Genomic DNA, 20,855 nt, shown 5'->3' with positions numbered 1-20,855 from the left:
ATGTTTGACAGGAAGAGCCGAACGGCCATGACGGCGCTGCGCCGGCGGGCCTTGTATCTCTCTGGTGTTGCGGCGTTCGCGCTGTCGGCCGTCGTGGCGGCGCCGACCGCGCAGGCGCAGGAGAAGGTGCTGCGCGTCGGCATGACGGCGGCCGACATCCCGACCAACACGGGGCAGCCCGATCAGGGCTTCGAAGGCTTCCGCTTCATGGGCTACATGCTCTACGACTCGCTGGTCCTCTGGGACCTGTCGAGCGCGACGGAGCCGTCGAAGCTGGTTCCCGGCCTCGCCGAGAGCTGGTCCGTCGATCCCAACAACAACCTCCGGTGGATCTTCAAGCTCCGCAAGGGCGTCAAGTTCCACGACGGCAGCGACTTCACGGCCGACGACGTCGTCTGGAACTTTGCGAAGGTTCGCGACGACAAGGCGCCGCAGTACGATTCGAAGCAGGCGGCCCTCGTCGCCGTTCGCATTCCGGCGCTGAAGGAAGTGAACAAGATCGACGATCACACGATCGAGATCATCACTGTCGCTCCGAACGCCGACGTGCCCTATCAGGTCAGCTTCTGGCTGATGTCGAGCCAGGAGCACTGGGAGAAGGTCGGCAGCTGGGCCGAGTTCGCGAAGAACCCGTCCGGCACCGGTCCCTGGAAGCAGGGCACCCTGACGCCGCGCGCCAGCGTCGAGATGCTGCCGAACAAGGACTATTGGAATCCGGAGCGGGTTCCGAAGGTCGACAAGGCGATCCTGCGGCCGATCCCGGAGGCGTCCGCGCGTGTCGCAGCGTTGCTCTCCGGCCAGGTCGACTTCATCGAGGCGCCGCCGCCGGACGCCGTGCCGCGCCTCGAGCAGCAGGGCATGAAGATCGTCACCAACGCCTACCCGCACAACTGGGCGGTCGAGCTCAGCAAGGCGGAAGGGTCGCCGTGGAACGACATCCGGGTCCGCAAGGCGGCCAATCTCTGCGTCGACCGCGACAATATGGTCGAGCTGCTCGGCGGCCTCGCCATCGCCTCGAAGGGCCACGTGCCGCCGGGCGACACCTGGTTCGGCAAGCCCAGCTTCGACATCAAGTACGATCCCGATACGGCTCGTAAGATGATGGAAGAGGCGGGTCACACGAAGGACAAGCCGCTCAGCGTGAAGATCGCGATCTCGACCAGCGGTTCCGGCCAGATGCAGCCGCTGCCGATGTTCGAGTTCCTCCAGGCGAATCTCAACGAGTGCCACTTCAAGGTCGAAGCGGAAGTGATGGAGTGGAACGCACTGCTCGCGTTCGGCCGTCAGCCCGCGAACGGCGCCGAAGCGAAGGCCGCCGGCGTGAACGGCATCATCATCAGCCGCGCCGTCCAGGACCCGTACAGCGCCCTGGAGCGCTCCTACATGAGCACGCGCATCACGCCCAAGGGCTCGAACTGGGGCCTGGTCAACGTTCCCGAGTATGACGCGCTGTTCACCAAGGCTTCGCAGTCGTTCGACATGGAAGCGCAGAACCTCGTGCTGCAGGAAGTGCACGCGAAGATCGTCGACAATGCCGAGTGGATCTGGGTCGTACACGACGTGAACCCGCGGGCGATCTCGCCGCGCGTCAAGGGTTTCGTCCAGGCGAAGAGCTGGTTCCAGGACCTGACGCCGATCACGATCGAGAAGTAATCGCGGCCTCGCATGCCGGGGCGCGGCCCCGGCATGCTTCCGCCCGCCCGGCGAAGGCCGGTGCGACTTCTGTTCGGCCGACGAACGTCGGCATGAATTCCGCCCGCATGCCCTCCGACGGGTCCACGGAGACCGGCGCAAATGCTGTTCTACATCCTGCGACGCATCCTCTACGCCATTCCCATCTCCATCGGCGTCAGCGTCGTGTGTTTCTCGCTGGTCTATATCGGGCCGGGCGACCCGCTCAGCGCCATCCTGCCGGCGGAAGCCTCGCAGGAGATCGTCGACCGTATGAAGCGGGAGTATGGGCTGGATAAGCCGCTGCCGGTCCAGTATCTCGTCTGGCTCGGCAAGCTCCTGACGGGCGACCTCGGCATCTCGATTCAGACGGGGCGGCCGGTCATCGCCGAACTTGGGCCGGCACTGGTCAACAGCGTCATCCTCGCCGTCGGCGCGGCACTGGTGGGCTTCGGCCTCGGGTCGCTGTTCGGCGGCATCGCCGGCTACAACCAGGGCCGTCCGGCCGACCGTTTCTTCACCGCCTTCGCGATCACCGGCGTCAGCGTTCCGCATTACTGGCTGGCAATCGTGCTGGTCATCATCTTCTCGGTGGAACTCGGGTGGCTGCCCTCCCTGGGCATGACCGGCAGCGGCGGTACGGAGTTCACCTTCTCGGCCGAAAACTTCCGTCACATGGTTCTGCCAGTCATCGCCCTGTCGGTGATCCCCATCGGCATTCTCGCCCGCACCGTGCGTGGCGCCGTCAGCGAACTGCTGGCGATGGAATTCGTCGAGGCGCTGCGCTCCAAGGGCCTCAGCGAGGCGAAGATCCTGCGGCACGTCACCAAGAACGTCGCTCCCCAGGCGCTCGCCGTCGTGGGCCTGCAACTCGGCTCGCTGCTCGGCGGATCGATCCTGGTCGAGACGGTGTTCGCCTGGCCCGGGACCGGCCTGCTGCTCAACAACGCGATCTTCGCGCGCGACATCCCGATGCTCCAGGGCACGATCCTGGTGCTGGCGCTGATCTTCGTCTCGCTGAACCTCATCGTCGACGTGATCCAGGCATCGCTCGACCCGCGCATCGCGCGCTGACCGCCCCGACAGACCCGGCCAGAAAGAGGCATCGACCATGGCAACCACGATGGCAGCCGGACCGGTCCCGACCGTCGAACCAGCGGAGTTCGTCGCCGAACGGCGCGGCTACTGGTCGATGGTGTTCACCCGGCTGCGCCGCGACCCCGTGACGATCGTCTGCCTGCTGATCATCCTGACGATCATACTGGCGGCGGTCTTCGCCCCCTGGGTGGCGCCGCACGACCCCTACAAGACCAGCATGCTGAAGCGGCTGAAGCCGCCCGGCACCGACGATTTCCTGCTCGGCACCGACGAACTCGGCCGCGACATGCTGACACGCTTGATCTATGGCGGGCGCGTGTCGCTGTTCACCGCCATCGCGCCGGTCGTCATGGCGCTGCTGCTCGGCGGTTCGCTCGGCGTCATCGCCGGCTTCGTCGGCGGCAAGGTCAACATGGCGATCATGCGGACCATGGACGTGTTCTACGCGTTCCCGTCCGTGCTCCTCGCGATCGCGATCTCCGGCGCGCTCGGTACCGGCATCGTCAACGCGGTGATCGCGCTGACCCTGGTCTTCATGCCGCCGATCTGCCGCGTCGCGGAGACCGTGACGACCCAGGTGCGCAACCTCGATTTCGTCGCGGCGGCCCGGGCGACACCGGCCGGAACGATGCGCATCCTGCTGGTCCACGTGCTCGGCAATGTGCTGGGGCCGATCCTGATCTATGCGTCCAGCCTGATCAGCGTCAGCATCATCATCGCCTCGGGCCTCAGCTTCCTGGGTCTCGGCGTCTCGCCGCCGGAAGCCGACTGGGGCCTGATGCTGAACACGCTGCGCCAGTCGATCTACGTCGCGCCGTTGAACGCGGCCCTGCCCGGCGTGATGATCTTCATCACGGGCATGTGCTTCAATCTGATGAGCGACGGCCTGCGGACGGCCATGGACATGAAGCTCTGAGGGGGTGGCGATGAGCGAAGACGTGACACTGGAGGCCTTCCGCGCCATCGCGGCGCAGGCGAGGCTCGCGCTCGACGAGGGCGAGACGGTGCGGATGCACGAAGGCTATCTCGGCTTGCAGACGCTGCTCGCGCGCCTGCCCGCAGCGCCGGACATGGCGGATGAGCCGTCCCTCGTGTTCCTTCCAACCGGCACGCGGGTCGTGCTGTGAGCGACCTGCACTATCTCTCCATCGCCGATGCCGGTGCGGCGATCCGGGAGCGAAAGGTGAGCAGCGCCGAACTGGTCGAGGCCTGCCTCACGCGCATCGAGATGGTCGACGGCGACCTGCATTCCTTCATCACGGTCACCGGTGCCGACGCCCGTGCCGAGGCGGTGGCGGCCGACCGCGCCATCGCCGAGGGCGGCTGGAAGGGGCCGCTGCACGGCGTGCCGATCGCACTGAAGGACATCTATTCGACCGCCGGCGTGCGCACGACCTGTCACTCGCGCCTGCTGCACGACAACGTGCCGCAGGAGGATGCCGAGACCGTGGCGCGGCTGAAGGCGGCCGGTGCCATCGTCGTCGGCAAGCTCGCGACCCACGAATTCGCCTTCGGCGGGCCGTCGCACGACCTGCCCTGGCCGGCCGCGCGCAATCCCTGGAACCCGGACCACATTCCCGCCGGCTCGTCGAGCGGCTCCGGTGCCGCGGTTGCCGCCGGCCTCTGCGCCGGCGCCATGGGCTCGGACACCGGCGGCTCGATCCGCGGCCCGGCCGGGGTCTGCGGCATCGCCGGCCTGAAGCCCAGCTACGGCCGGGTCAGCCGCCGCGGCGTCTACCCGCTCAGCTGGACGCTCGACCATGCCGGCCCGATGGCCCGCAGCGTCGAGGACTGCGCCCTGATGATGCAGGCGCTCGCCGGTTACGACCCGCAGGATCCCGCCAGCGTCGACGTCCTGGTCCCCGACTACGCCGCCGCCCTGAAGCGTCCCGCGGCCAATCTGCGCGTCGGCTACGTCCGGGCATGGCACGAAGGGCCGGATGGTGCCGACGCCGACGTCTGCGCGGCGCTCGACCGGGCGGTCGTGCTCCTGGGCGAGCAGGGCATGGAGGTCGTCGACGTCGACCTGCCGGACATCCGCGACTTCCACGCCTGCGGCCGCATCATCCTGCTGGCCGAGGCTTGGGCAATCCACCGCGCCACGGTGACCGCGACGCCGGAGAATTACGGCGCCTTCTTCCGCGACCGCATCCGGCTCGGCGCCTTCATCTCGGCGGCCGATTATGTCGAGGCCGTCCGCATGCGGCGCCGCCTGACCGAAGCGACCGCGGCGGCGATGGAGGCCGCGGGCGTCGACCTGCTGCTCTGCGCCAACCAGTACGGACCGGCGGAGCGGTTCGACCAGGCGACGCGCACCTTCCCGTTCTTCGGCAAGCCCTACCTGACCATGCCGTTCAACGTGACCGGCCAGCCGGCGCTGACCGTCTGTGCCGGCTTCGCCGAAAGCGGCCTGCCGATCGGCATCCAGATCGCCGGGCGCGCCTTTACCGACATGCTCGTGCTGCATGCGGGCCACCTCTACGAACAGGCGCGCGGCGACCTCGGCCGCCATCCGCCCATCTGACGGACCGGGAGACAACGATGACGACCCAGCGGCCGCGCGTGGCGGTGATCGGCACCGGCGGGACCATGTCCTCGGTCGGCCGCCACCCGCTCGACCTGATCGAGTATCCCGACACCGGGATCAAGCTCCAGGTCGACGAACTGATCGAGCGCTTTCCGATCGTCCACGAGGTGGCCGACGTGGTGCCGATCCGCTTCCAGGCGGTCGGCAGTACCCAGATCGGGCCGAAGGACTGGCTCGACCTGCTGAAGATCATCCACGACGCCGCGGCGCAGGATCCCGCCATCGACGGCTTCGTCGTGACCCACGGCACGGCGACGACCGAGGAGACGGCCTGGTTCCTCGGCCTCGCCGCCAAGGTGGAGCAGCCGATCGTCGTGGTCGGCGCGCAGCGTCCATCCTCCGGCCTCGGCACCGATGCCGGCATCAATCTCGTCAACGCCATCCGCACGGCCGGCTCCCCGGCGGCGCGCGGGATGGGGGCCCTCGTGGTGCTTAACGACGAGATCCAGTCGGCCCGCGAGGTCACCAAGACCTCGACCCTGCGCCAGCAGACCTTCCGCTCGCCCGATTTCGGCATCCTCGGCCATGCCGACGCCGATGCGGTCGCCTTCTATCGCAAGCCGCTGCGCCGGCACATGCCCGACACGGAGTTCGACGTGGCCGGCCTCGATGCGCTGCCGCGCGTCGACATCGCCTACGCCTATGCCGGCGTCGACGGCGTGGCGGTCGACGCCTACGTCGCCGCGGGCGCCAAGGGCATCGTCACCGCCGGCTTCGCGCCCGGCTCGACCTCGCCGGCCGAGACCGACGCGCTCGACCGCGCCGTCGCCGCCGGCGTCGTCGTCGTCCAGTCGACCCGCGCCGGCAGCGGCCGCGTCACCCAGCGCGCCAACCTGTCGAGCCACGGCTTCGTCGCCGCCGACAATCTCAATCCGCAGAAGGCGCGCATCCTGCTGATGCTGGCGCTGACCGTGACGCAGGACCGCAAGGAGATCGAGCGGATCTTCGCGACCTACTGAACCGGGGTTTCGCTCCCGGGATTTCCGCCTCGGGGGTGCGGCGCGGCGCCGGGACTGCTATCAGGCATGTCCCGACCGCTCGCGCGAGCCGCCCATGCCCCTTCCCGAGATCGTGCCGCTGGTGCTCGCCGTCTGCGTGGCGGCCCTCTTCGCCGGCGGGTTCGTCAAGGGCGTGACCGGCATGGGCCTGCCGCTCGTCGCGGTGCCGGTCATGGCCCTGGTCACCGACGTGGCGGCCGTCCTGCCCGTCATCGCCATCCCGACGGTCCTCTCCAACATCGTCCAGGTCTGGCAGGCCGGCCGCCTGCGCGAGGCGGCGCTGCGCTTCTGGCCGGCCTTCCTCTGCATCGCCGTCGCCACCTGGATCGGCACCGGCCTCGTCGCCGTCGCCGATGCGGAACTGCTTCGGCTCGTCGTCGGCATCGTGGTGATCGTGCTCGCCCTCGTCAGCCTCGCACGCTTCGCCCCGGAAGTGTCGCCCACGGCGGAGCGCTGGCTCGGGCCGCTCGCCGGGACCGCGACCGGCCTCCTCGGCGGCCTGACCTCGATCTTCAGCCCGCCGCTGGCCATGTACCTGCTGGCGCTGAAGGTCGGCAGCGACCTGTTCGTGTCCGCCATGGGCGTCGGCATGCTGACCGGGACGGTCATGTTCACCGGCGGCCTCGCCGGCTACGACCTGCTCGGGCCGCAGGAACTGGTGCTCGCCACCGCGGCGATCGTACCCGTCGTCGGCGGCCAGTGGTGCGGCGCCTGGATGCGGCGGCGACTCGGCGCCGAGACCTTCCGCCGCGCCGTCCTCGCCATGCTCCTGGCGGTCGGCGCCACCCTGGTCTGGAAGTCGATCTGAGAGGACCCGCGATGGAATTCCGTTCGATCTACGTCACCGCCGCCTCCCTCGACGAGGCGAAGCGCATCGGTCGTGCGCTGGTCGCGGAGCGGCTCGTCGCCTGCGTCAACATCATGCCCGGCGCCACCTCGCTCTACCGCTGGGAGGGCGCGGTGCACGAGGACTCCGAAACGGTCTTCTTCGCGAAGACCCGCGCCGAGCTGGTCGATGCCGTGGTCGCCCGTGTCACGGACCTTCACGGCTACGACGTGCCCTGTGTCGTCGCGCTGCCGATCGAGGCGGGAAACCCGGACTATCTGCGCTGGATCGCGGCCGAGACGCAGGGCTGATCTGCAGAGTCGGCGTATGGCGACCGCATGGCCGGCGGTGTAGGCTGCCCGTCGCTTCGGGTGCGGTCCGCCGCGCCCCCGAAACTGCGGCGAGACGCTTCGATGTCCGACACGTCCATGTCCGACACGTCCAACTCGGACAGGCCCCAGCGCGGTCTGATGCCCTTCCTGTGCGTCGGCCACAGCATCGACCACATGTTCATGCTGCTCTATCCGACCGTCGTCCTCGCCCTCGAGGCGGAGATGGGCTGGAGCTACGGCGAGCTGCTCAACCTGTCGATCGGCGGCTTCATCATGTTCGGCCTCGGCGCGCCGCTGGCCGGCTGGCTGGCCGACCGCTGGAGCGCCGGCGGCGCGATGATCGCCTTCTTCGTCGGCATCGGCCTGTCCGCGATCGTCACCGGTCTCGCGACCGGGCCGGTCGGCATCTTCATCGGCCTCACGCTGATCGGCCTGTTCGCCTCGATCTATCATCCCGTCGGCATCGCCCTGATCGTCCAGACGGCGGGCGACCGGCGCGGCCGCTATCTCGGCATCAACGGCGTCTTCGGCAGTGCCGGGATGGGTATCGCGGCCCTCGTCGCCGGCGCGCTCATGCAGCTGATCAGCTGGCGCGCCGCCTTCATCCTGCCGGGTGCCGTCGCCGTCGGCATCGGCCTCTGGTTCGCCGCCATGTTCCGCACCGGCATCCACAAGGCGCCCAGCAGCGGCAGCGACGACCGGCCGGCCGGCGGCATGGGCGCGTTCGTGCGCATCATGGCGGTCATCGGCGTCATCACCATCCTCTCCGGCATGGTGTTCCAGGCGCTCACCGTTGGCCTGCCGAAGTTCCTCGACCATCGCGTCGACTTCCTGCAGGGCGGCGGCCTCGGCGTCGGTATGGCGACCACCGTCATCATGCTCATCGGCGGCGCGGCGCAGCTCGGCGGCGGCTGGCTGGCGGACCGCCTGCCGCTGCGCCAGGCCTATTTCCTGGTCTACGGCATGATGGTCCCGGCGATGGCGGTCGCCACGGTGGCGGCCGGCGCGCCGCTGATCCTCGTCATGATCATGTCGATCGCGATCACCGTGGGAATCCAGCCCGTCGCGGACTCGCTGTTCGCCCGCTACATCCCGCCGAAATGGCTCAGCACGGCCTTCGGCTTCCGCTTCGCCCTGTCGCTCACCGTCAGCGCCGTCGCCGTGCCGCTGGTCGGCGGTCTCTTCGACCTCACCGGCGATTTCGCCTGGCTGTTCGGCATTCTCGCGGTCTTCGCCCTCGGCGTGCTCGGTGCCGTCGCGCTCCTGCCGGCGCGCACGCCGGGCGACGCGGTCGGTCGGCCCGCCGCCGCACCCGCACCCGTCGCGGCGGAATAGACGGGGCGTGCCGGACGGAGCGACCGCAGTCCCGGCGACGGACGAGACCCGCCCGCATCCCGGCCTCGCCGCCCTCTTCGCCGGCTTTGTCTCGGTCTCGGCCTTCGCCTTCGGCGGCGTGCTGCCCTGGGCGCGGCTGATCCTGGTCGAGCGCCGCCGCTGGCTGACGCCGGACGAGTTCACCGACGTGCTGTCGCTCTGCCAGTTCCTGCCCGGCCCGAACATCGTCAACGTCTCGATCGCCGTCGGCGGCCGCTTCCGCGGCGTGCCGGGCGCGATCGCCGCCGTCACCGGCCTGTGGGCGATCCCGATCGTCCTCGTCCTCTCCCTGGGGGCCCTCTACACCCACTATGGCGAGAGCGAGGCCATCGCCGGCGCGCTCGGCGGCATCGCCGCCGGTGCCGCGGGCCTCGTCGTGGCCATGGTCGCGAAGATGATCGGCCCATTGCTCGGCCGGCGCTGGCGCACCGCTGTCCCGATGATGCTGCTCGCCTTCGTCGCGATCGGCGTCATGCGCTGGCCGCTGCTGCCGGTGCTCCTCGTCCTGGCGCCGATCGCCATCGCCCTCGTCTGGCGCCGCCGATGAGCCCATCGATGCGGAGCGGCCGATGCTGAGCGACCTGCCCGGTGGCGACCTGCTGATGCTGGTCCTCTATTTCGCCAAGCTGTCGCTGCTCGCGGTCGGCGGCGGCAACAGCATCCTGCCCGAAATGTACCGCCTCACGGTCGAGGTGGAGCACTGGCTGACGCCGGAGGAGTTCGCCGACCTCTTCGCCATCGCCCAGGCGACGCCGGGACCGAACATGCTGATCGTCACGCTGATCGGCTGGCACGTCGCGGGCATTGCCGGCGCGATGACGGCGACCCTGGCGCTGTGCATCCCCTCCTGCACCCTGACCTACTTGGTGTTCCGCGCCTGGGGCCGCTTCGCCGACCGCCCGTGGCGCGCCGCCGTCCAGCTCGGCCTGGCGCCGCTCACCGTCGGCCTCGTCGCCGCCGGCGCCCTCATGCTGGTGCTCGCGACCGCGCGCAGCAACGCCGGCATGGCGATCATCGCCGCCACTGCCGCCGGCGCCTACTTCACGCGCCTCAACCCCGTCTGGCTGCTGCTCTGCGCCGCCGCGGCCGGCTACCTGCTCGGCGCCTGACCCCTCAGGCGGCGGTCAGTCCGCTCGCTGCCTCGCGCAGCCGAAACTTCTGGATCTTGCCGCTCGGCGTGCGCGGCATCTCGTCCACCACCTCCAGCCGCTCCGGCAGGTACTGGCGCGCCATGTGCCGCCCCTCCAGCCAGGCCACGGCCTCGTCCAACGTCAGTGCGGCCCCCGGCTTCAGCGTCACGAAGGCGCAGGCGCGCTCGCCCAGCCGTTCGTCAGGCATCGCAACGATGGCGACGTCCTGCACGGCCGGATGGCGGTAGAGGATCTCCTCGACCTCGACGATCGGGATGTTCTCGCCGCCGCGGATGATGATGTCCTTCGACCGGCCGGTGATGCGGATGTAGCCGTCCGCGTCCATACGGGCCATGTCGCCCGTCTCGAACCAGCCCTCGGCGTTGGTGTCGTAACGCTCCGGCCGCTTCAGATAGCCGACGAAGTTGGCCGGACCGCGTGCCTGCAGCCGCCCTTCCTCGCCGGTCGGCATGGGAGCGCCGTCCTCGCCGACCACCCGGACCTCCGCGCCCGGGATCGGCAGGCCGTCCGTGCCGAAGATCTTCTCCGGCGGATCGTCGGCGCGCGTGCCCGTGGTGAAGCCGTTTTCCGACATGCCCCATCCGGCGTGCACGCTGCAGCCCAGGCGCTTCGTCGCCCGCTCGACCAGCACCCGCGGGATCGGCGCGCCGGCGGAGACGAAGGCGCGCAGGGTGGACAGGTCGTAGCGTTCCGCCGCCGGCGTGTCGGCCAGGTCGGCGACGAAGGGCGTGGCCCCCATCGTGTAGGTCAGCGCCTCGTCCTGGATCAGCCGCGCCGCGTCCTCCGGATTCCAGACGTCGAGCATCGCCAGCTTGATGCCCAGCACCTGGGAGACCATCAGCCCGTAGAGGAAGGCCGACTGGTGCGCCAGCGGCGACCCCATCAGGATCGCGTCGTCCCGGTGGAGGCCGTTGCGCTCGATGAAGCCCAGCACCGCCGCCAGCAGCGTGTTCGACGTGTGCATCACGCCCTTCGGCTCGCCCGTCGTGCCGGAGGTGTAGATCAGCTCGACCACGTCGTCCGGGGATGGACGGCTCGCGGCGAACAGCGCCCGCGCATCCGTCTCGTCCTCCCAGCGCCGGTCGACCAGTGCCGCCTCGAACGACGTCTCGCCGGCGCCGCCGACCGCCAGGACGTGGGCGAGGGCGGGCAGCTGGCCGCGGATCTCCCGCACCATCGCCGGATAGTCGAAGCCGCGGAACCGCTGCGGCACGACCAGAACCCTGCTCTCGGCCAGCCCCAGCATGAAGGACAGTTCGCGCGACCGGAAGATCGGCATCAGCGGGTTCGTGCAGGCGCCGATGCGCAGGCAGGCGAGGTGCAGCGCTACGAACTGCCACCAGTTCGGCAGCTGCACCGACACGACGTCCGACCGGCGCACGCCGAGTGCGTGCAGCCCCAGCGCGATGCGCGTCGACAGGCGGTCGAGCTGGCGGAAGGACAGCACGGTGCGCGTGCCGCTGCTGCTGTTCCGGTCGATCACCGCCACCCGGTCCGGGTGCCGGGCGACGGCCTCGTCGTGATAGTCGATCAGCAGTCGGTCGCGCCACAGGCCGGCGGCACGCATGGCCTCGCCGCGCGCCTTTGGCAGAATCGGCTGGAAGTCCATTCGGCGTCTCTCCCGGCGCCGCGGCGCGTGCGGCGGTCTGTTCCGCGTCCGGTCGGTGCCGGTACGTGCTTGTCGCGCGGAATGATCCGGCGCGCGCCGCACCCTTGTCAATTTCGGCCGCGGTTGCGCCGGCGCGCCCGCGGGGCGATCCTCTGGCGCGACAGGAACGGGAGGAAGCGATGGCGGAAGGCGCGAACGGGGTCGCGGTGATTGTCGGCGTCGGGCCGGGGCTGGGGGCATCCCTCGGCCGGCGTTTCGCCGCCGGGGGCATGTCGGTGGCGCTCGCTGCGCGCCGGCCCGAGCGCCTGCAGCCGATGCTGGCCGAGATGGGCGCGGGTGCCAGGGCCTATGCCTGCGATGCCACCCGCGAGGAGCAGGTTGTCGCCCTGTTTGCGGCGGTGCGCCAGGATCTGGGCGAACCCGACGTCGTCGTGTTCAACGCCAGCGGCCGGGTGCGCAAGCCGCTGATCGAGATCCAGGTGGCGGAACTGGAGGCGGCGTGGCGCGGCGCCTGCCTCGGCGGCTTCATCGTTGGGCGGGAAGCGGCCCGGGCGATGCTGCCGCGCGGGCAGGGGACGATCCTCTTCACCGGCGCCACCGCCTCGCTGAAGGGCTACGCGAACTCGGCCGGCTTCGCGATCGGCAAGTTCGGCCTGCGTGGGCTGGCGCAGTCCATGGCGCGCGAACTGGGGCCCCAGGGCATCCACGTCGCCCACATCAACGTCGACGGCAGCATCCTGCCCCAACGGCGTGATGCCGCGACGGATGCCGCCGACGACCGGCTCGATCCGGATGCGATCGCCGAAACCTACTGGCAGCTGTATCGCCAGCACCGCAGCGCCTGGACCCAGGAGATCGACGTGCGTCCCTGGGTCGAGCGCTTCTGAGGCGCCGGCGCGGCCGTCAGTTGACCGTCGGCGCGGCCGGCGCGGTCGCCTGCTGCTGGGCCGCGTTCTGCTGGTAGAGGCGGCCGAAATCGATCGGGTTGATCAGCAGCGGCGGGAAGCCGCCGTTACGCACCGAGTCGGCGATGATCTGGCGCGCGAACGGGAACAGCAGGCGCGGGCCCTCGATCGTGACCAGCGGCTGCACATGCTGGTCCGGCACGTTGCCGACGACGCAGATGCCGGCATAGGACAGCTCGACCATGAAGAACACCGCCTCCTCGCGCGCCGCGCGGACCCGGATGTTCAGGACGACCTCGACCACCCGCTGCTGCAGCGGCTGCACTTCGACGTTGATGTCGACGTTGATCTCCGGCGGCGTGCCGAGTTCGCCGAAGGACTGCGGCGCCCGCGGATTCTCGAACGACAGGTCCTTCACATACTGGACGTTGATCGAGAGGGGCGGCAGGTCGGGAGCCTGGCCAGCCTGCGGCTGCGTGCCCTGGTTCGTATCGCCGGTATCAGCCATGGTCGCCTCGTCTGCGAAAGGCGCTTCCGCTAACACGGATGGGCCGGGGATACAACGCGCCTGTCGGTCGGCTGCGATCCGGCCGTGCGGCGCACCGTTGCCACGCGAGGCGACTTGTCGCACGCTCCCTCACTGACCACTTTCGATCAGAGGCTGACAGGGGTCGTCGCGATGTTCAGGGATCTCCGCGCAGAAATCGACTCCTATGTCGAGCGCGATCCGGCACTGCGTTCGCGGCTGGAGGTGGCCCTCTGCTACCCCGGCTTCCATGCGCTCGTCTTCCACCGCATGGGCAACGCGGCGTGGCGGCGCGGCTGGCACCTGCTCGGCCGCTTCATCTCGCATCTCGGCCGCGTCTTCACGGGCATCGAGATCCATCCGGGCGCGCGTATCGGCAAGCGTCTCTTCATCGACCACGGCATGGGCGTGGTGATCGGCGAGACGGCCGAGGTCGGCGACGACGTCACCCTCTATCAGGGCGTGACCCTCGGCGGCACCTCGCTGGAGAAGGGCAAGCGCCACCCGACGCTGGAGGACGGCGTGATCGTAGGCTCGGGCGCGCAGATCCTGGGACCGTTCACGGTCGGCAAGGGCGCGCGGGTCGGTGCCAATTCCGTCGTGCTGCAGGCGGTGCCGCCCGGCGTCACCGTGGTCGGCATACCGGCGCAGATCGCCTCGCGCCGCGACGGCAGCGCCAGCCGCCGCAGCGTCTTCGAGGCCTACGGCATGCCCTGCGAGGGCGTCGAGGATCCGCTCGCCTGCGCGATCGAAACGCTGCTGAAGCGAGTCGAGACGCTGAACGAGCGGGTCGCCGTCCTGGAGGGCGAGCGCGCCGACTTCCTGTCGCCGCCCGAGCGCCGCACCGGCACCAACGACTGAGGTTCCGCGGTCAGGGGGCGCGTAGGAACCGCACCGCCGCGACCAGCAGGGATCCCTCCGCCGAAAGCCGCAGCGTGTCGCCCGCTTCGAGCGGGCCGAGGTCGACCCGCGTCCATGCCGCCGCATCCAGCGGGTGCCGGGTCTCGCCGCCGTGCGCGCCCGCCACCAACCGCGCACCGTCCTTGGCTGACCGCGCGAAAACTGCCGCCGCCGCTGCCGCGCCCGGCACGGGCACCTCCAACGGGGCGCCGGCGCGCAGCAGCCAGGCCGCCCGGCTCCCCGTCTCGTCTTCGACCCGCCGGAAGGGGATGCCGCCGGCCGCCCAGGTGCGCGGGCTGTACAGCCAAGCGTCCGGCTGCGGCGTTGCCGTCTCGGCCGGGCCAGGAAACGGCGCGTCGACCGTGACGAAGGGATGCCATCCCGGCGCCACCACCGTATCGGCGCAGTTCGCGAAGCCCATCCGCTTGCGCGTCGACGTCGGATCGGGCTCGACGTTGCCCAGGACCAGCGACCGGACATCGCCGTTCGAGCCGGGAACCTTGCCGATGCCGGTCAGGAACATGGCGCCGTTGTCCGGCCGGTAGACGAAAGTCGGGACGTTTGGGAATGAATCGGGATGGCTGGTATCGATCAGGGCATCGTGCGCCCCGCCGTGCAGCAGCGCATAGCCGTGGATCCGCACGACGCGTGCCGCCGCGGCCGACCAGGTGAAGACGAAGCCGCGCGACCAGACCCGCACCGCGGCACCGTCGACCGCCGTCACCAGGCAGGTGTCACGCTGCCCCTCCGGCCCGTGCAGTTCGATCAGCGACAGGCCGGGAAACAGGATGCCGCCGGCATCGCCGGACAGGATCACCCGGTCGTCGTCCGCCCGGACACGCGCCGTGATCCCTGCCTGTGCCGTCAGGTCGAAGCGGCCGGCGCCGCGCGGCGGGCCCTGGACGTTCGCCTCGGTGCGCAGCCGCGTCGCCGCCAGCTGCACCCCGTCCGAGACGACTGCGCCGAAGGTGAAGCTCTCCGCCTGGATGTCGGCCAGCCGGTGCTGCACGCCGAACCAGCCCGACCGGCGCAGCAGGAAGGGCAGATGACCGTTGTTGCAGCGGACGTTGCGGATCACGGGCGCATCGCAGCCCCATGTTTCGACCTGGACGTCGCCGCCGACCAGGGTGCAGTCTTCGATCGTGCTCTCGAAGCACTTGGTCAGGAAGATCAGGCGCTGGCCGCTCCGCTCGATCCGCCCGCCTTCGTCGGAACCGTGCTTCGCGATCCCGCCGCGGATCCGGCACCCCTCGAACCGCACGCCGTGAACGTATTTCTGTCCCTGGCGGTCGCGCACCGTCTCGTAGCGCACAGGGTCGAGCGACCCGTCCTCGGCCGCGGTGCCGAAGGCGAAGCCGTGGGTGTCGCCCAGGCGGAAGTCGATGTCGGCATGGACGAAGGGGCCGATCGTCTCGTGCAGCGGCGGCTCGCGGTCGAAGCGGCGGATCAGCCAGCCGCCCGCGCCGATCGCGGAGGCGTCGACGACGGTGGTGTTGTCGGAGCGGTACTGCCCCCGCTCCGGCATCTGGCCGCGCAGGTGCCAGCGGGATGCGGTCGGGGCGAGGGAGGCCGAGATCCGGATCGTCCCCTTCGGCAGCATCAGGCGGCGCCCTGCAGCCGCGTCGATTGCACGGGTCAGGGCCGGACCGTCGTCCGTCACGCCGTCCGCCCGGACGCCGAACCACGCGGCCTGCCAATCGCCGTCGATCAGCCGCCGCCACCGTCCGGTCCCGCCGTCCACCGGCGCGAAGACGGTGCCGCCGTCCTCGGCCTCGGCGGCCGCCGCGTCCCACCAGAAGACGCCGCCGCCGCCGTCGCCGCGGACCTGCCGGCCGAGCGCGTGGCGCACCGCGCCGTCGCGTCGCGCGCCCGGCGGCACCGCGCGGAGCGCCTCGACGGTTTCGACGGCTGCGGTGGCGTCGCGTTCCGTGCCGCGAGCACCGGCGGCGGTCCCGACGAGCGCGCCCGCGGCACCGGTCAGGGCGATGAACAGGCGTCGGGAGATCGGCACGGCTGTCGGACATCCGGAGGTTGCGCACGGCGAGTGTCGGCCTCGTGCGCTTCGCGGTAAAGGGCGACCGTAACCCGTCCCGGGATTGTCATCGGATCGACCGACGGCCGACACGATGCGGGCGTATGCTCGCATCGGCCGCCTCCCGCGCGGTCGCCGCGGGCGCCCTGCCTGCCTTTCGGCCCCGCGCTCCCCACGCGGGGCCGATCGCTGTCCGGCCCGTGGTTAGCGGCCGAGTCCGGCAACGAAGGCCGCCACCGCGTCGCCGATCTCGGCGGGCGAATCCTCCTGGATGAAGTGCGACCCGGCCACCGTCACCTCGCGCTGGTTCGGCCAGGTCCGGCAGAAGTCGCGCTGCGCCCCCGTCAGGATCGAGCCGGGCTCGGCATTGACGAACAGCTTCGGCATCGGCGACTGCGCCATGAAGGCGGCATAGGCCTCGGCCGTCTCCACCACCTCCGGCGGCTCGCCCTCGATCGGGATCTGCCGCGGCCACGTCAGCGTCGGCCGCCGCACCTCGCCCGCCTCGCGGAAGGGCGCTCGGTAGGCCTCCATCTCCTCGGGTGCCAGCTTGCGCAGGATGCTGGCCGGCAGGATGCGCTCGACGAAGACGTTCTTCTCCAGGACCATCGCCTCGCCCGCCGGCGAGCGCATGCCCTGGAACACAGCCCGCGCGTTCTCCGGCCACTCGTCCCAGGTCAGCGGCCGGACGATCGTCTCCATGTAGGCGACGCCGGCGACCCGCTCGGGATGCCGCCGCGCCCAGTCGAAACCCAGCGCGCCGCCCCAGTCGTGCGCCACCAGCACGACGCCGTCGAGCTTCAGCGCGTCGAACCAGGCGTCCAGATAATGGGCATGGTCGGCGAAGGCGTAGCCCCGCTTCGACGGCCCCGACGCGCCCATGCCGACCAGGTCGGGCGCCAGGCAGCGCGCACTGCCCGCGACGCGCGCGATCACGTTGCGCCACAGGAAGGACGAGGTCGGATTGCCGTGCAGGAACACGACGTTCCGGCCTTCGCCCACGTCGACATAGGTCATCTCGGTGTCGCCGACGGCGACGCGCTTGCGCGGATGCGGGTCGGTGGCGCTCGGTTCGCTCATGGACATCTCCTCTTTGCGTGGGCGCATCTGAGCGGTTTCTGGCATGACCGGCAACGCCGTGTCATCGTCGGAGCATGACCGCTTCCACCGCCTCCGCCCACGTCAATCCCGCACGCGGCGACGCCGTCCGCCTGTGGCGCGAGGGGCTGGCGGCGCTGTCCGCCGCCGATCCCGACATGGGCCGCGCCGCCGCCGAGGCGGGCGAGCCCGCCTTCGAACTGCGCGAGCCGGGGTTCCCGACGCTGCTGCGGGCGATCGTGGCGCAGCAGGTGTCCGCGGCCTCGGCTCGGGCGATCTGGGCACGGCTCGAGGCCGCCTTGCACCCGGTGAGCGCCGAGGGCTTCCTCGCCCTCGACGAGGAGGCGGTCCGCGGCCTGGGTTTCAGCCGCCCGAAGCTGGCCTACGCGCGCGGCCTCGCCGAGGCGGTCGCGTCCGGCGCCTGCGACCTGGATGCGCTGGCGGACCTGCCGGACGACGCGGCGCTGGCGGAACTGGTCCGTCTGAAGGGGATCGGCCGCTGGACGGCGGAGGTCTACCTGCTGTTCGCGCTCGGCCGGCCGGACGTCTGGCCGGCGCAGGACTTGGCCCTCGCCGTCGCCGCGCAGAAGATCAAGAACCTGCCGTCGCGCCCGACCTTCGCCGAGATGGACGCGCTGGCCGAAGCCTGGCGGCCCTGGCGCAGCGTCGCCGCGATCCTGCTCTGGCACTACTACCGCAAGATGCCGTGAGCCGTCAGCGGGCGGCCGGCGCATCGATCTCCAGCGGATGGTGTCCGCCGCCCTCGGCATGCCAGACCGCCTGCGTGCCGCCGCCCGGCGGCAGGGTCAGCTCCAGCCAGTTGCGCCGCGCGAGATAGCGGCTGCCGTTGAAGAAGGGCGGGATCTCCATCTCGGCGCCGTTGGGCAGGCGCTTCGTCTTGCGTGCCCACCAGTTCAGGAAGGCGACCAGCGGCCCCGGCGACGGCGGGTGGACGATGCCGGACGAGGTCATCTGGTGCAGCATCGCCCGGCCGCGCCGCGCCCTCCCGTAGCAGCCGATGTGGATCTCGCCCGACAGGGAGAGGACCGTCGCATCGTTGCGCTCGCCGAAATCCAGCAGCGCGTCGAGGAAGCGCATCCACTCCTTGCGGTGCGTCCGGCTCTGCCACTGGTCGCGCAGGTCGTCCTGGTAGGACTGGTAGCCGGGCGTCGCCATGAGGACCCTCTCGATCGCCGAGAGGTCGACGTTGAGCGTCGGCACCGTCGAGACGATCAGCAGCTGGCGGCAGCCCTCCAGCCGGTCCAGCCCCGCCCGGAAATCGGCCCAGGCGACATCGTCCATGATCCGGCGCTGGGTGCGCACGCTGCGCAGGTCGGGGACGATCAGCCCGACGTCGCCGATCCGCCAGGCGCTGCCGAAATGCCGGCCGTCGCGGCGCAGGAAGCCGTCGGGCAGCGCGTCCGGACGGGCGCCGAGCTGGAACAGCGCAAACGCCTCGCGTGCCGCGGCGAAAACCCCGCGATAGACCGGCGATTCCTGGCGTTCGGGCGGGTGGCTGCCCCAGCCGTCGAGGATCTCGTGGTCGTCCCACATCATGATCGAGGGGACGCGCGCCGTGACGGCGTCGACCTCGGCATAGCCGAAGACGGTGGTGTAGATCTTCCGGTAGTCGGCGCGAACCGCCCGGTCCAGGCTCTCGCCGTACGGCGTCTCCGCCTGCCACCGCCGGGACAGGCGCTTCCACCGCGCCAGCGCCGGGATGCGCCGCCACATGCCGTCGGCATAGATCTGGTCGCCGCCCTGGATCAGCAGATGGAAGGGCGCCCGTTCGTTGCGCCTGTGCAGATGCGTCCAGCGCTCGTTACGTCCGGTCGTCCACGCGCCTTCCTCGGTCTCGTCGCCGTTGCAGGCGGTGAAGGCGACCCTCAGTTCGCCGCCGATCGCGGGCACCGCGACCCGCCAGGACCGCTCGCCGATCGCATAGGTCGCCTCGCGCGGCTCCGGGCCCATGGCCAGGGCGAAGTCGTAACGCCAGACCGCTTCGCCGGGCTCGTCGGTCAGGCGTGCGGGGGCGGCCCGCCCGCCGTCGCCGGTCAGCAGCGGCGGCGGCTCGTGGTCGCTCGTCAGCGTCGCGGACAGGCGCCACGCGCCGCCGGCACAGCCGCGGAAATGGAGAAGCGGTCCCATCGGAAAATCCTCGTCGGCCCCCGCGGCGCAAACGAGGTACCGACGGAAGGGTTCGCCCCTTCCGCCTGCGACTCTCGCCGCATTACTCCTCTGTCAGCATCGTCTTGCCGGACCGATGGTGGCGGATCTCCCGCACCACGGAGTAGATCAGTGCCGCGACGGTCAGCACCATGAACACCACGGTGATCGTGTTGCTCATGAAATACTGCATCGCCGACATGCCCCGCGCGTTGGCGATGGTCATCACCCGCTCCAGGTTGCTCTCGGCGAGCGGCCCCAGGATGATGCCCAGGATGATCGGCGCCAGCGGGAAGCCGGTGCGGCGCAGGACGTAGCCGACGACGCCCAGGAAGAGCATCAGCCAGACGTCCTCCATCATGTTCCGGTAGGCGTAGGCGCCCAGGAACGAGAGCACGGCGACCGACGCGGCCAGCACGCCCTGCGGGATCAGCACCACCTTCGCCAAGTACTTCAGCCCGCCGAAGGCCGCGAGCGCGAAGAACAGGTTGGCGGCGAACAGGCTCAGGATGAACGGGTAGATGATCCCCGCCTGCTCGGTGAACAGCCGCGGGCCCGGCAGCAGGCCGTGGATCAGCAGGCCGCCCATCAGCGCCGTGCTGACCGCGTTGCCCGGAATGCCCAGCGTCAGGGCCGGCACGAGGCTGCCGCCGACGACGGCGTTGTTCGCCGCCTCGGCGCCGACGACGCCCTCGTAGGACCCCTTGCCGTATTCCTCCGGGTTCTTCGAGAAGCGCTGCGCCTCGTTGCGGCCGATGAAGGAGGCGATGTCCGCGCCCGCCCCGGGCAGCAGCCCGACGAACGTGCCGATGACGGCCGAGCGGATGTAGGTCGCCTTGACCTTCATGATCTGCGCCCAGCCGGGCCAGAGCGAGCCGATCGTCGGAATGTCGATCTGCTTGTCCATGCCGCGGCCGTGGCAGAGATAGAGGACCTGGCTGATCGAGAAGAGGCCGACGATGCCGACGATGACCGGGAAGCCCTCGTAGAGCGCCGGCAGGTCGAAGGTGAAGCGCAGCGAGCCGGTGAACGGATGCGTGCCGACGGCGCCCAGGATCAGGCCCAGGACCGCGGCGATCAGGCCCTTGGTGACCGAACCGCCGCCGATGGCGCCGACCGTGCTCATGGCGAAGACGACGATCCAGAAGAACTCGGCCGAGCGGATGTGCAGCGCCGCCGCGGCGACCAGCGGTGCGGCGACCAGCAGCACCAGCACGCCGATCTGGCCGCCGAAGAACGAGGCGGTGATCGCACCGCCCAGCGCCTTGCCGGCCTGCCCCTTCTTGGTCAGTTCGTAGCCGTCGAGCATCGTCGCGACGGCGGCGGGCGTGCCGGGCACGTTGATCAGGATGCTGGAGATCGAGCCGCCGTAGATGGCGCCGCAATAGACGCCGCCCAGGAAGGACAGGCCGTGCACCGGCGTCATGCCGAAGGTCAGCGGAACGAGCAGCGCCATGCTGAGCGTGGCGGACACGCCGGGCGTGGCGCCGAACACCGTGCCGAGGACGGCGCCGGCGAAGACGAGCAGCAGGTTCATGGGCTCGAACGCGTCACCCATGCCTGCGATGATCAGGTCGAACAT

20 protein-coding genes are annotated in these 20,855 nt (G+C 70.4%); 14 read left to right on the top strand and 6 right to left on the bottom strand.

The window, feature by feature from the left end:
- The 11 genes from ABIE65_RS22635 to ABIE65_RS22585 all read left to right on the top strand — a co-directional run bounded on the left by ABIE65_RS22635 (position 1) and on the right by ABIE65_RS22585 (position 9,995).
- Positions 1-1,653: an ABC transporter substrate-binding protein gene (locus ABIE65_RS22635; RefSeq protein WP_354080881.1), complete on the top strand. Its 1,653-nt coding sequence runs from the start codon at positions 1-3 to the stop codon at positions 1,651-1,653.
- Positions 1,654-1,794: 141 nt separating this feature from the next.
- Positions 1,795-2,745 (top strand): ABC transporter permease, encoded by a 951-nt coding sequence (locus ABIE65_RS22630; protein WP_354080880.1) that lies wholly within the window; start codon positions 1,795-1,797, stop codon positions 2,743-2,745.
- Between the two features lie 37 nt (positions 2,746-2,782).
- Positions 2,783-3,685, top strand: coding sequence for an ABC transporter permease (locus tag ABIE65_RS22625; RefSeq protein ID WP_354080878.1), 903 nt, complete (start codon positions 2,783-2,785; stop codon positions 3,683-3,685).
- Between the two features lie 10 nt (positions 3,686-3,695).
- Complete coding sequence (locus ABIE65_RS22620; RefSeq protein ID WP_354080876.1) at positions 3,696-3,896, top strand: hypothetical protein; 201 nt, start codon at positions 3,696-3,698, stop codon at positions 3,894-3,896.
- On the top strand, positions 3,893-5,293 hold the full coding sequence (locus ABIE65_RS22615; RefSeq protein WP_354080874.1) for an amidase: 1,401 nt from the start codon (positions 3,893-3,895) through the stop codon (positions 5,291-5,293). Before ABIE65_RS22620 ends, ABIE65_RS22615 begins: the two co-directional genes overlap by 4 nt.
- 17 nt (positions 5,294-5,310) lie before the next feature.
- A complete protein-coding gene (locus tag ABIE65_RS22610) occupies positions 5,311-6,315 on the top strand; it encodes an asparaginase (protein ID WP_354080872.1) in 1,005 nt (334 codons plus the stop codon).
- Between the two features lie 94 nt (positions 6,316-6,409).
- Entirely contained in the window at positions 6,410-7,162 is a 753-nt protein-coding gene (locus tag ABIE65_RS22605) for a sulfite exporter TauE/SafE family protein (protein ID WP_354080870.1), read from the top strand.
- 11 nt (positions 7,163-7,173) lie between these two features.
- Positions 7,174-7,491: a divalent-cation tolerance protein CutA gene (gene cutA, locus ABIE65_RS22600; protein ID WP_354080869.1), complete on the top strand. Its 318-nt coding sequence runs from the start codon at positions 7,174-7,176 to the stop codon at positions 7,489-7,491.
- A 102-nt stretch (positions 7,492-7,593) separates the two neighbouring features.
- Positions 7,594-8,847 carry an MFS transporter gene (locus ABIE65_RS22595; protein ID WP_354080867.1) on the top strand — a complete coding sequence of 418 codons (1,254 nt, stop codon included), beginning with the start codon at positions 7,594-7,596 and terminating at the stop codon, positions 8,845-8,847.
- 7 nt (positions 8,848-8,854) lie between these two features.
- Positions 8,855-9,433 (top strand): chromate transporter, encoded by a 579-nt coding sequence (locus tag ABIE65_RS22590; protein ID WP_354080865.1) that lies wholly within the window; start codon positions 8,855-8,857, stop codon positions 9,431-9,433.
- Positions 9,434-9,455: 22 nt separating this feature from the next.
- Entirely contained in the window at positions 9,456-9,995 is a 540-nt protein-coding gene (locus tag ABIE65_RS22585; RefSeq protein ID WP_354080863.1) for a chromate transporter, read from the top strand.
- A 4-nt stretch (positions 9,996-9,999) separates the two neighbouring features.
- On the opposite strand, the gene ABIE65_RS22580 is transcribed toward ABIE65_RS22585, so the two are convergent.
- The gene (locus tag ABIE65_RS22580) at positions 10,000-11,646 is read right to left on the bottom strand and encodes an AMP-binding protein (protein ID WP_354080861.1); all 1,647 of its coding nucleotides are present in this window, start codon (positions 11,644-11,646) and stop codon (positions 10,000-10,002) included.
- Between the two features lie 179 nt (positions 11,647-11,825).
- Here ABIE65_RS22580 and ABIE65_RS22575 point away from each other — a divergent pair, with 179 nt between their 5' ends.
- The gene (locus ABIE65_RS22575) at positions 11,826-12,533 is read left to right on the top strand and encodes an SDR family NAD(P)-dependent oxidoreductase (protein WP_354080860.1); all 708 of its coding nucleotides are present in this window, start codon (positions 11,826-11,828) and stop codon (positions 12,531-12,533) included.
- A gap of 16 nt (positions 12,534-12,549) precedes the next feature.
- Here the strand turns inward: ABIE65_RS22575 and secB are convergent, their stop codons facing one another.
- Positions 12,550-13,059 carry a protein-export chaperone SecB gene (gene secB / locus ABIE65_RS22570; RefSeq protein ID WP_354080858.1) on the bottom strand — a complete coding sequence of 170 codons (510 nt, stop codon included), beginning with the start codon at positions 13,057-13,059 and terminating at the stop codon, positions 12,550-12,552.
- 171 nt (positions 13,060-13,230) lie between these two features.
- On the opposite strand from secB, the gene cysE reads away from it, so the two are divergent.
- Positions 13,231-13,938 (top strand): serine O-acetyltransferase, encoded by a 708-nt coding sequence (gene cysE / locus ABIE65_RS22565; RefSeq protein ID WP_354080856.1) that lies wholly within the window; start codon positions 13,231-13,233, stop codon positions 13,936-13,938.
- Between the two features lie 10 nt (positions 13,939-13,948).
- Here cysE and ABIE65_RS22560 read toward each other — a convergent pair whose 3' ends face one another.
- Both ABIE65_RS22560 and ABIE65_RS22555 read right to left on the bottom strand, forming a co-directional pair.
- On the bottom strand, positions 13,949-15,988 hold the full coding sequence (locus ABIE65_RS22560) for a putative phage tail protein (RefSeq protein WP_354080854.1): 2,040 nt from the start codon (positions 15,986-15,988) through the stop codon (positions 13,949-13,951).
- A 225-nt stretch (positions 15,989-16,213) separates the two neighbouring features.
- Positions 16,214-17,089, bottom strand: coding sequence for a haloalkane dehalogenase (locus ABIE65_RS22555; RefSeq protein WP_354080853.1), 876 nt, complete (start codon positions 17,087-17,089; stop codon positions 16,214-16,216).
- Positions 17,090-17,163: 74 nt separating this feature from the next.
- Between ABIE65_RS22555 and ABIE65_RS22550 the strand changes: the two genes are divergently transcribed.
- Positions 17,164-17,817 (top strand): DNA-3-methyladenine glycosylase family protein, encoded by a 654-nt coding sequence (locus ABIE65_RS22550; RefSeq protein ID WP_354080852.1) that lies wholly within the window; start codon positions 17,164-17,166, stop codon positions 17,815-17,817.
- Positions 17,818-17,821: 4 nt separating this feature from the next.
- Here the strand turns inward: ABIE65_RS22550 and ABIE65_RS22545 are convergent, their stop codons facing one another.
- Both ABIE65_RS22545 and ABIE65_RS22540 read right to left on the bottom strand, forming a co-directional pair.
- Complete coding sequence (locus tag ABIE65_RS22545; protein WP_354080850.1) at positions 17,822-19,255, bottom strand: alkaline phosphatase D family protein; 1,434 nt, start codon at positions 19,253-19,255, stop codon at positions 17,822-17,824.
- 82 nt (positions 19,256-19,337) lie between these two features.
- A complete protein-coding gene (locus tag ABIE65_RS22540; RefSeq protein ID WP_354080849.1) occupies positions 19,338-20,855 on the bottom strand; it encodes a tripartite tricarboxylate transporter permease in 1,518 nt (505 codons plus the stop codon).

Origin of the sequence: Constrictibacter sp. MBR-5 (assembly GCF_040549485.1) — a bacterium.
Lineage (GTDB): Bacteria > Pseudomonadota > Alphaproteobacteria > JAJUGE01 > JAJUGE01 > Constrictibacter.
The sequence above is the reverse complement of the archived record's forward strand: the minus strand, read 5'-3'. Positions and strand labels throughout refer to the sequence as shown.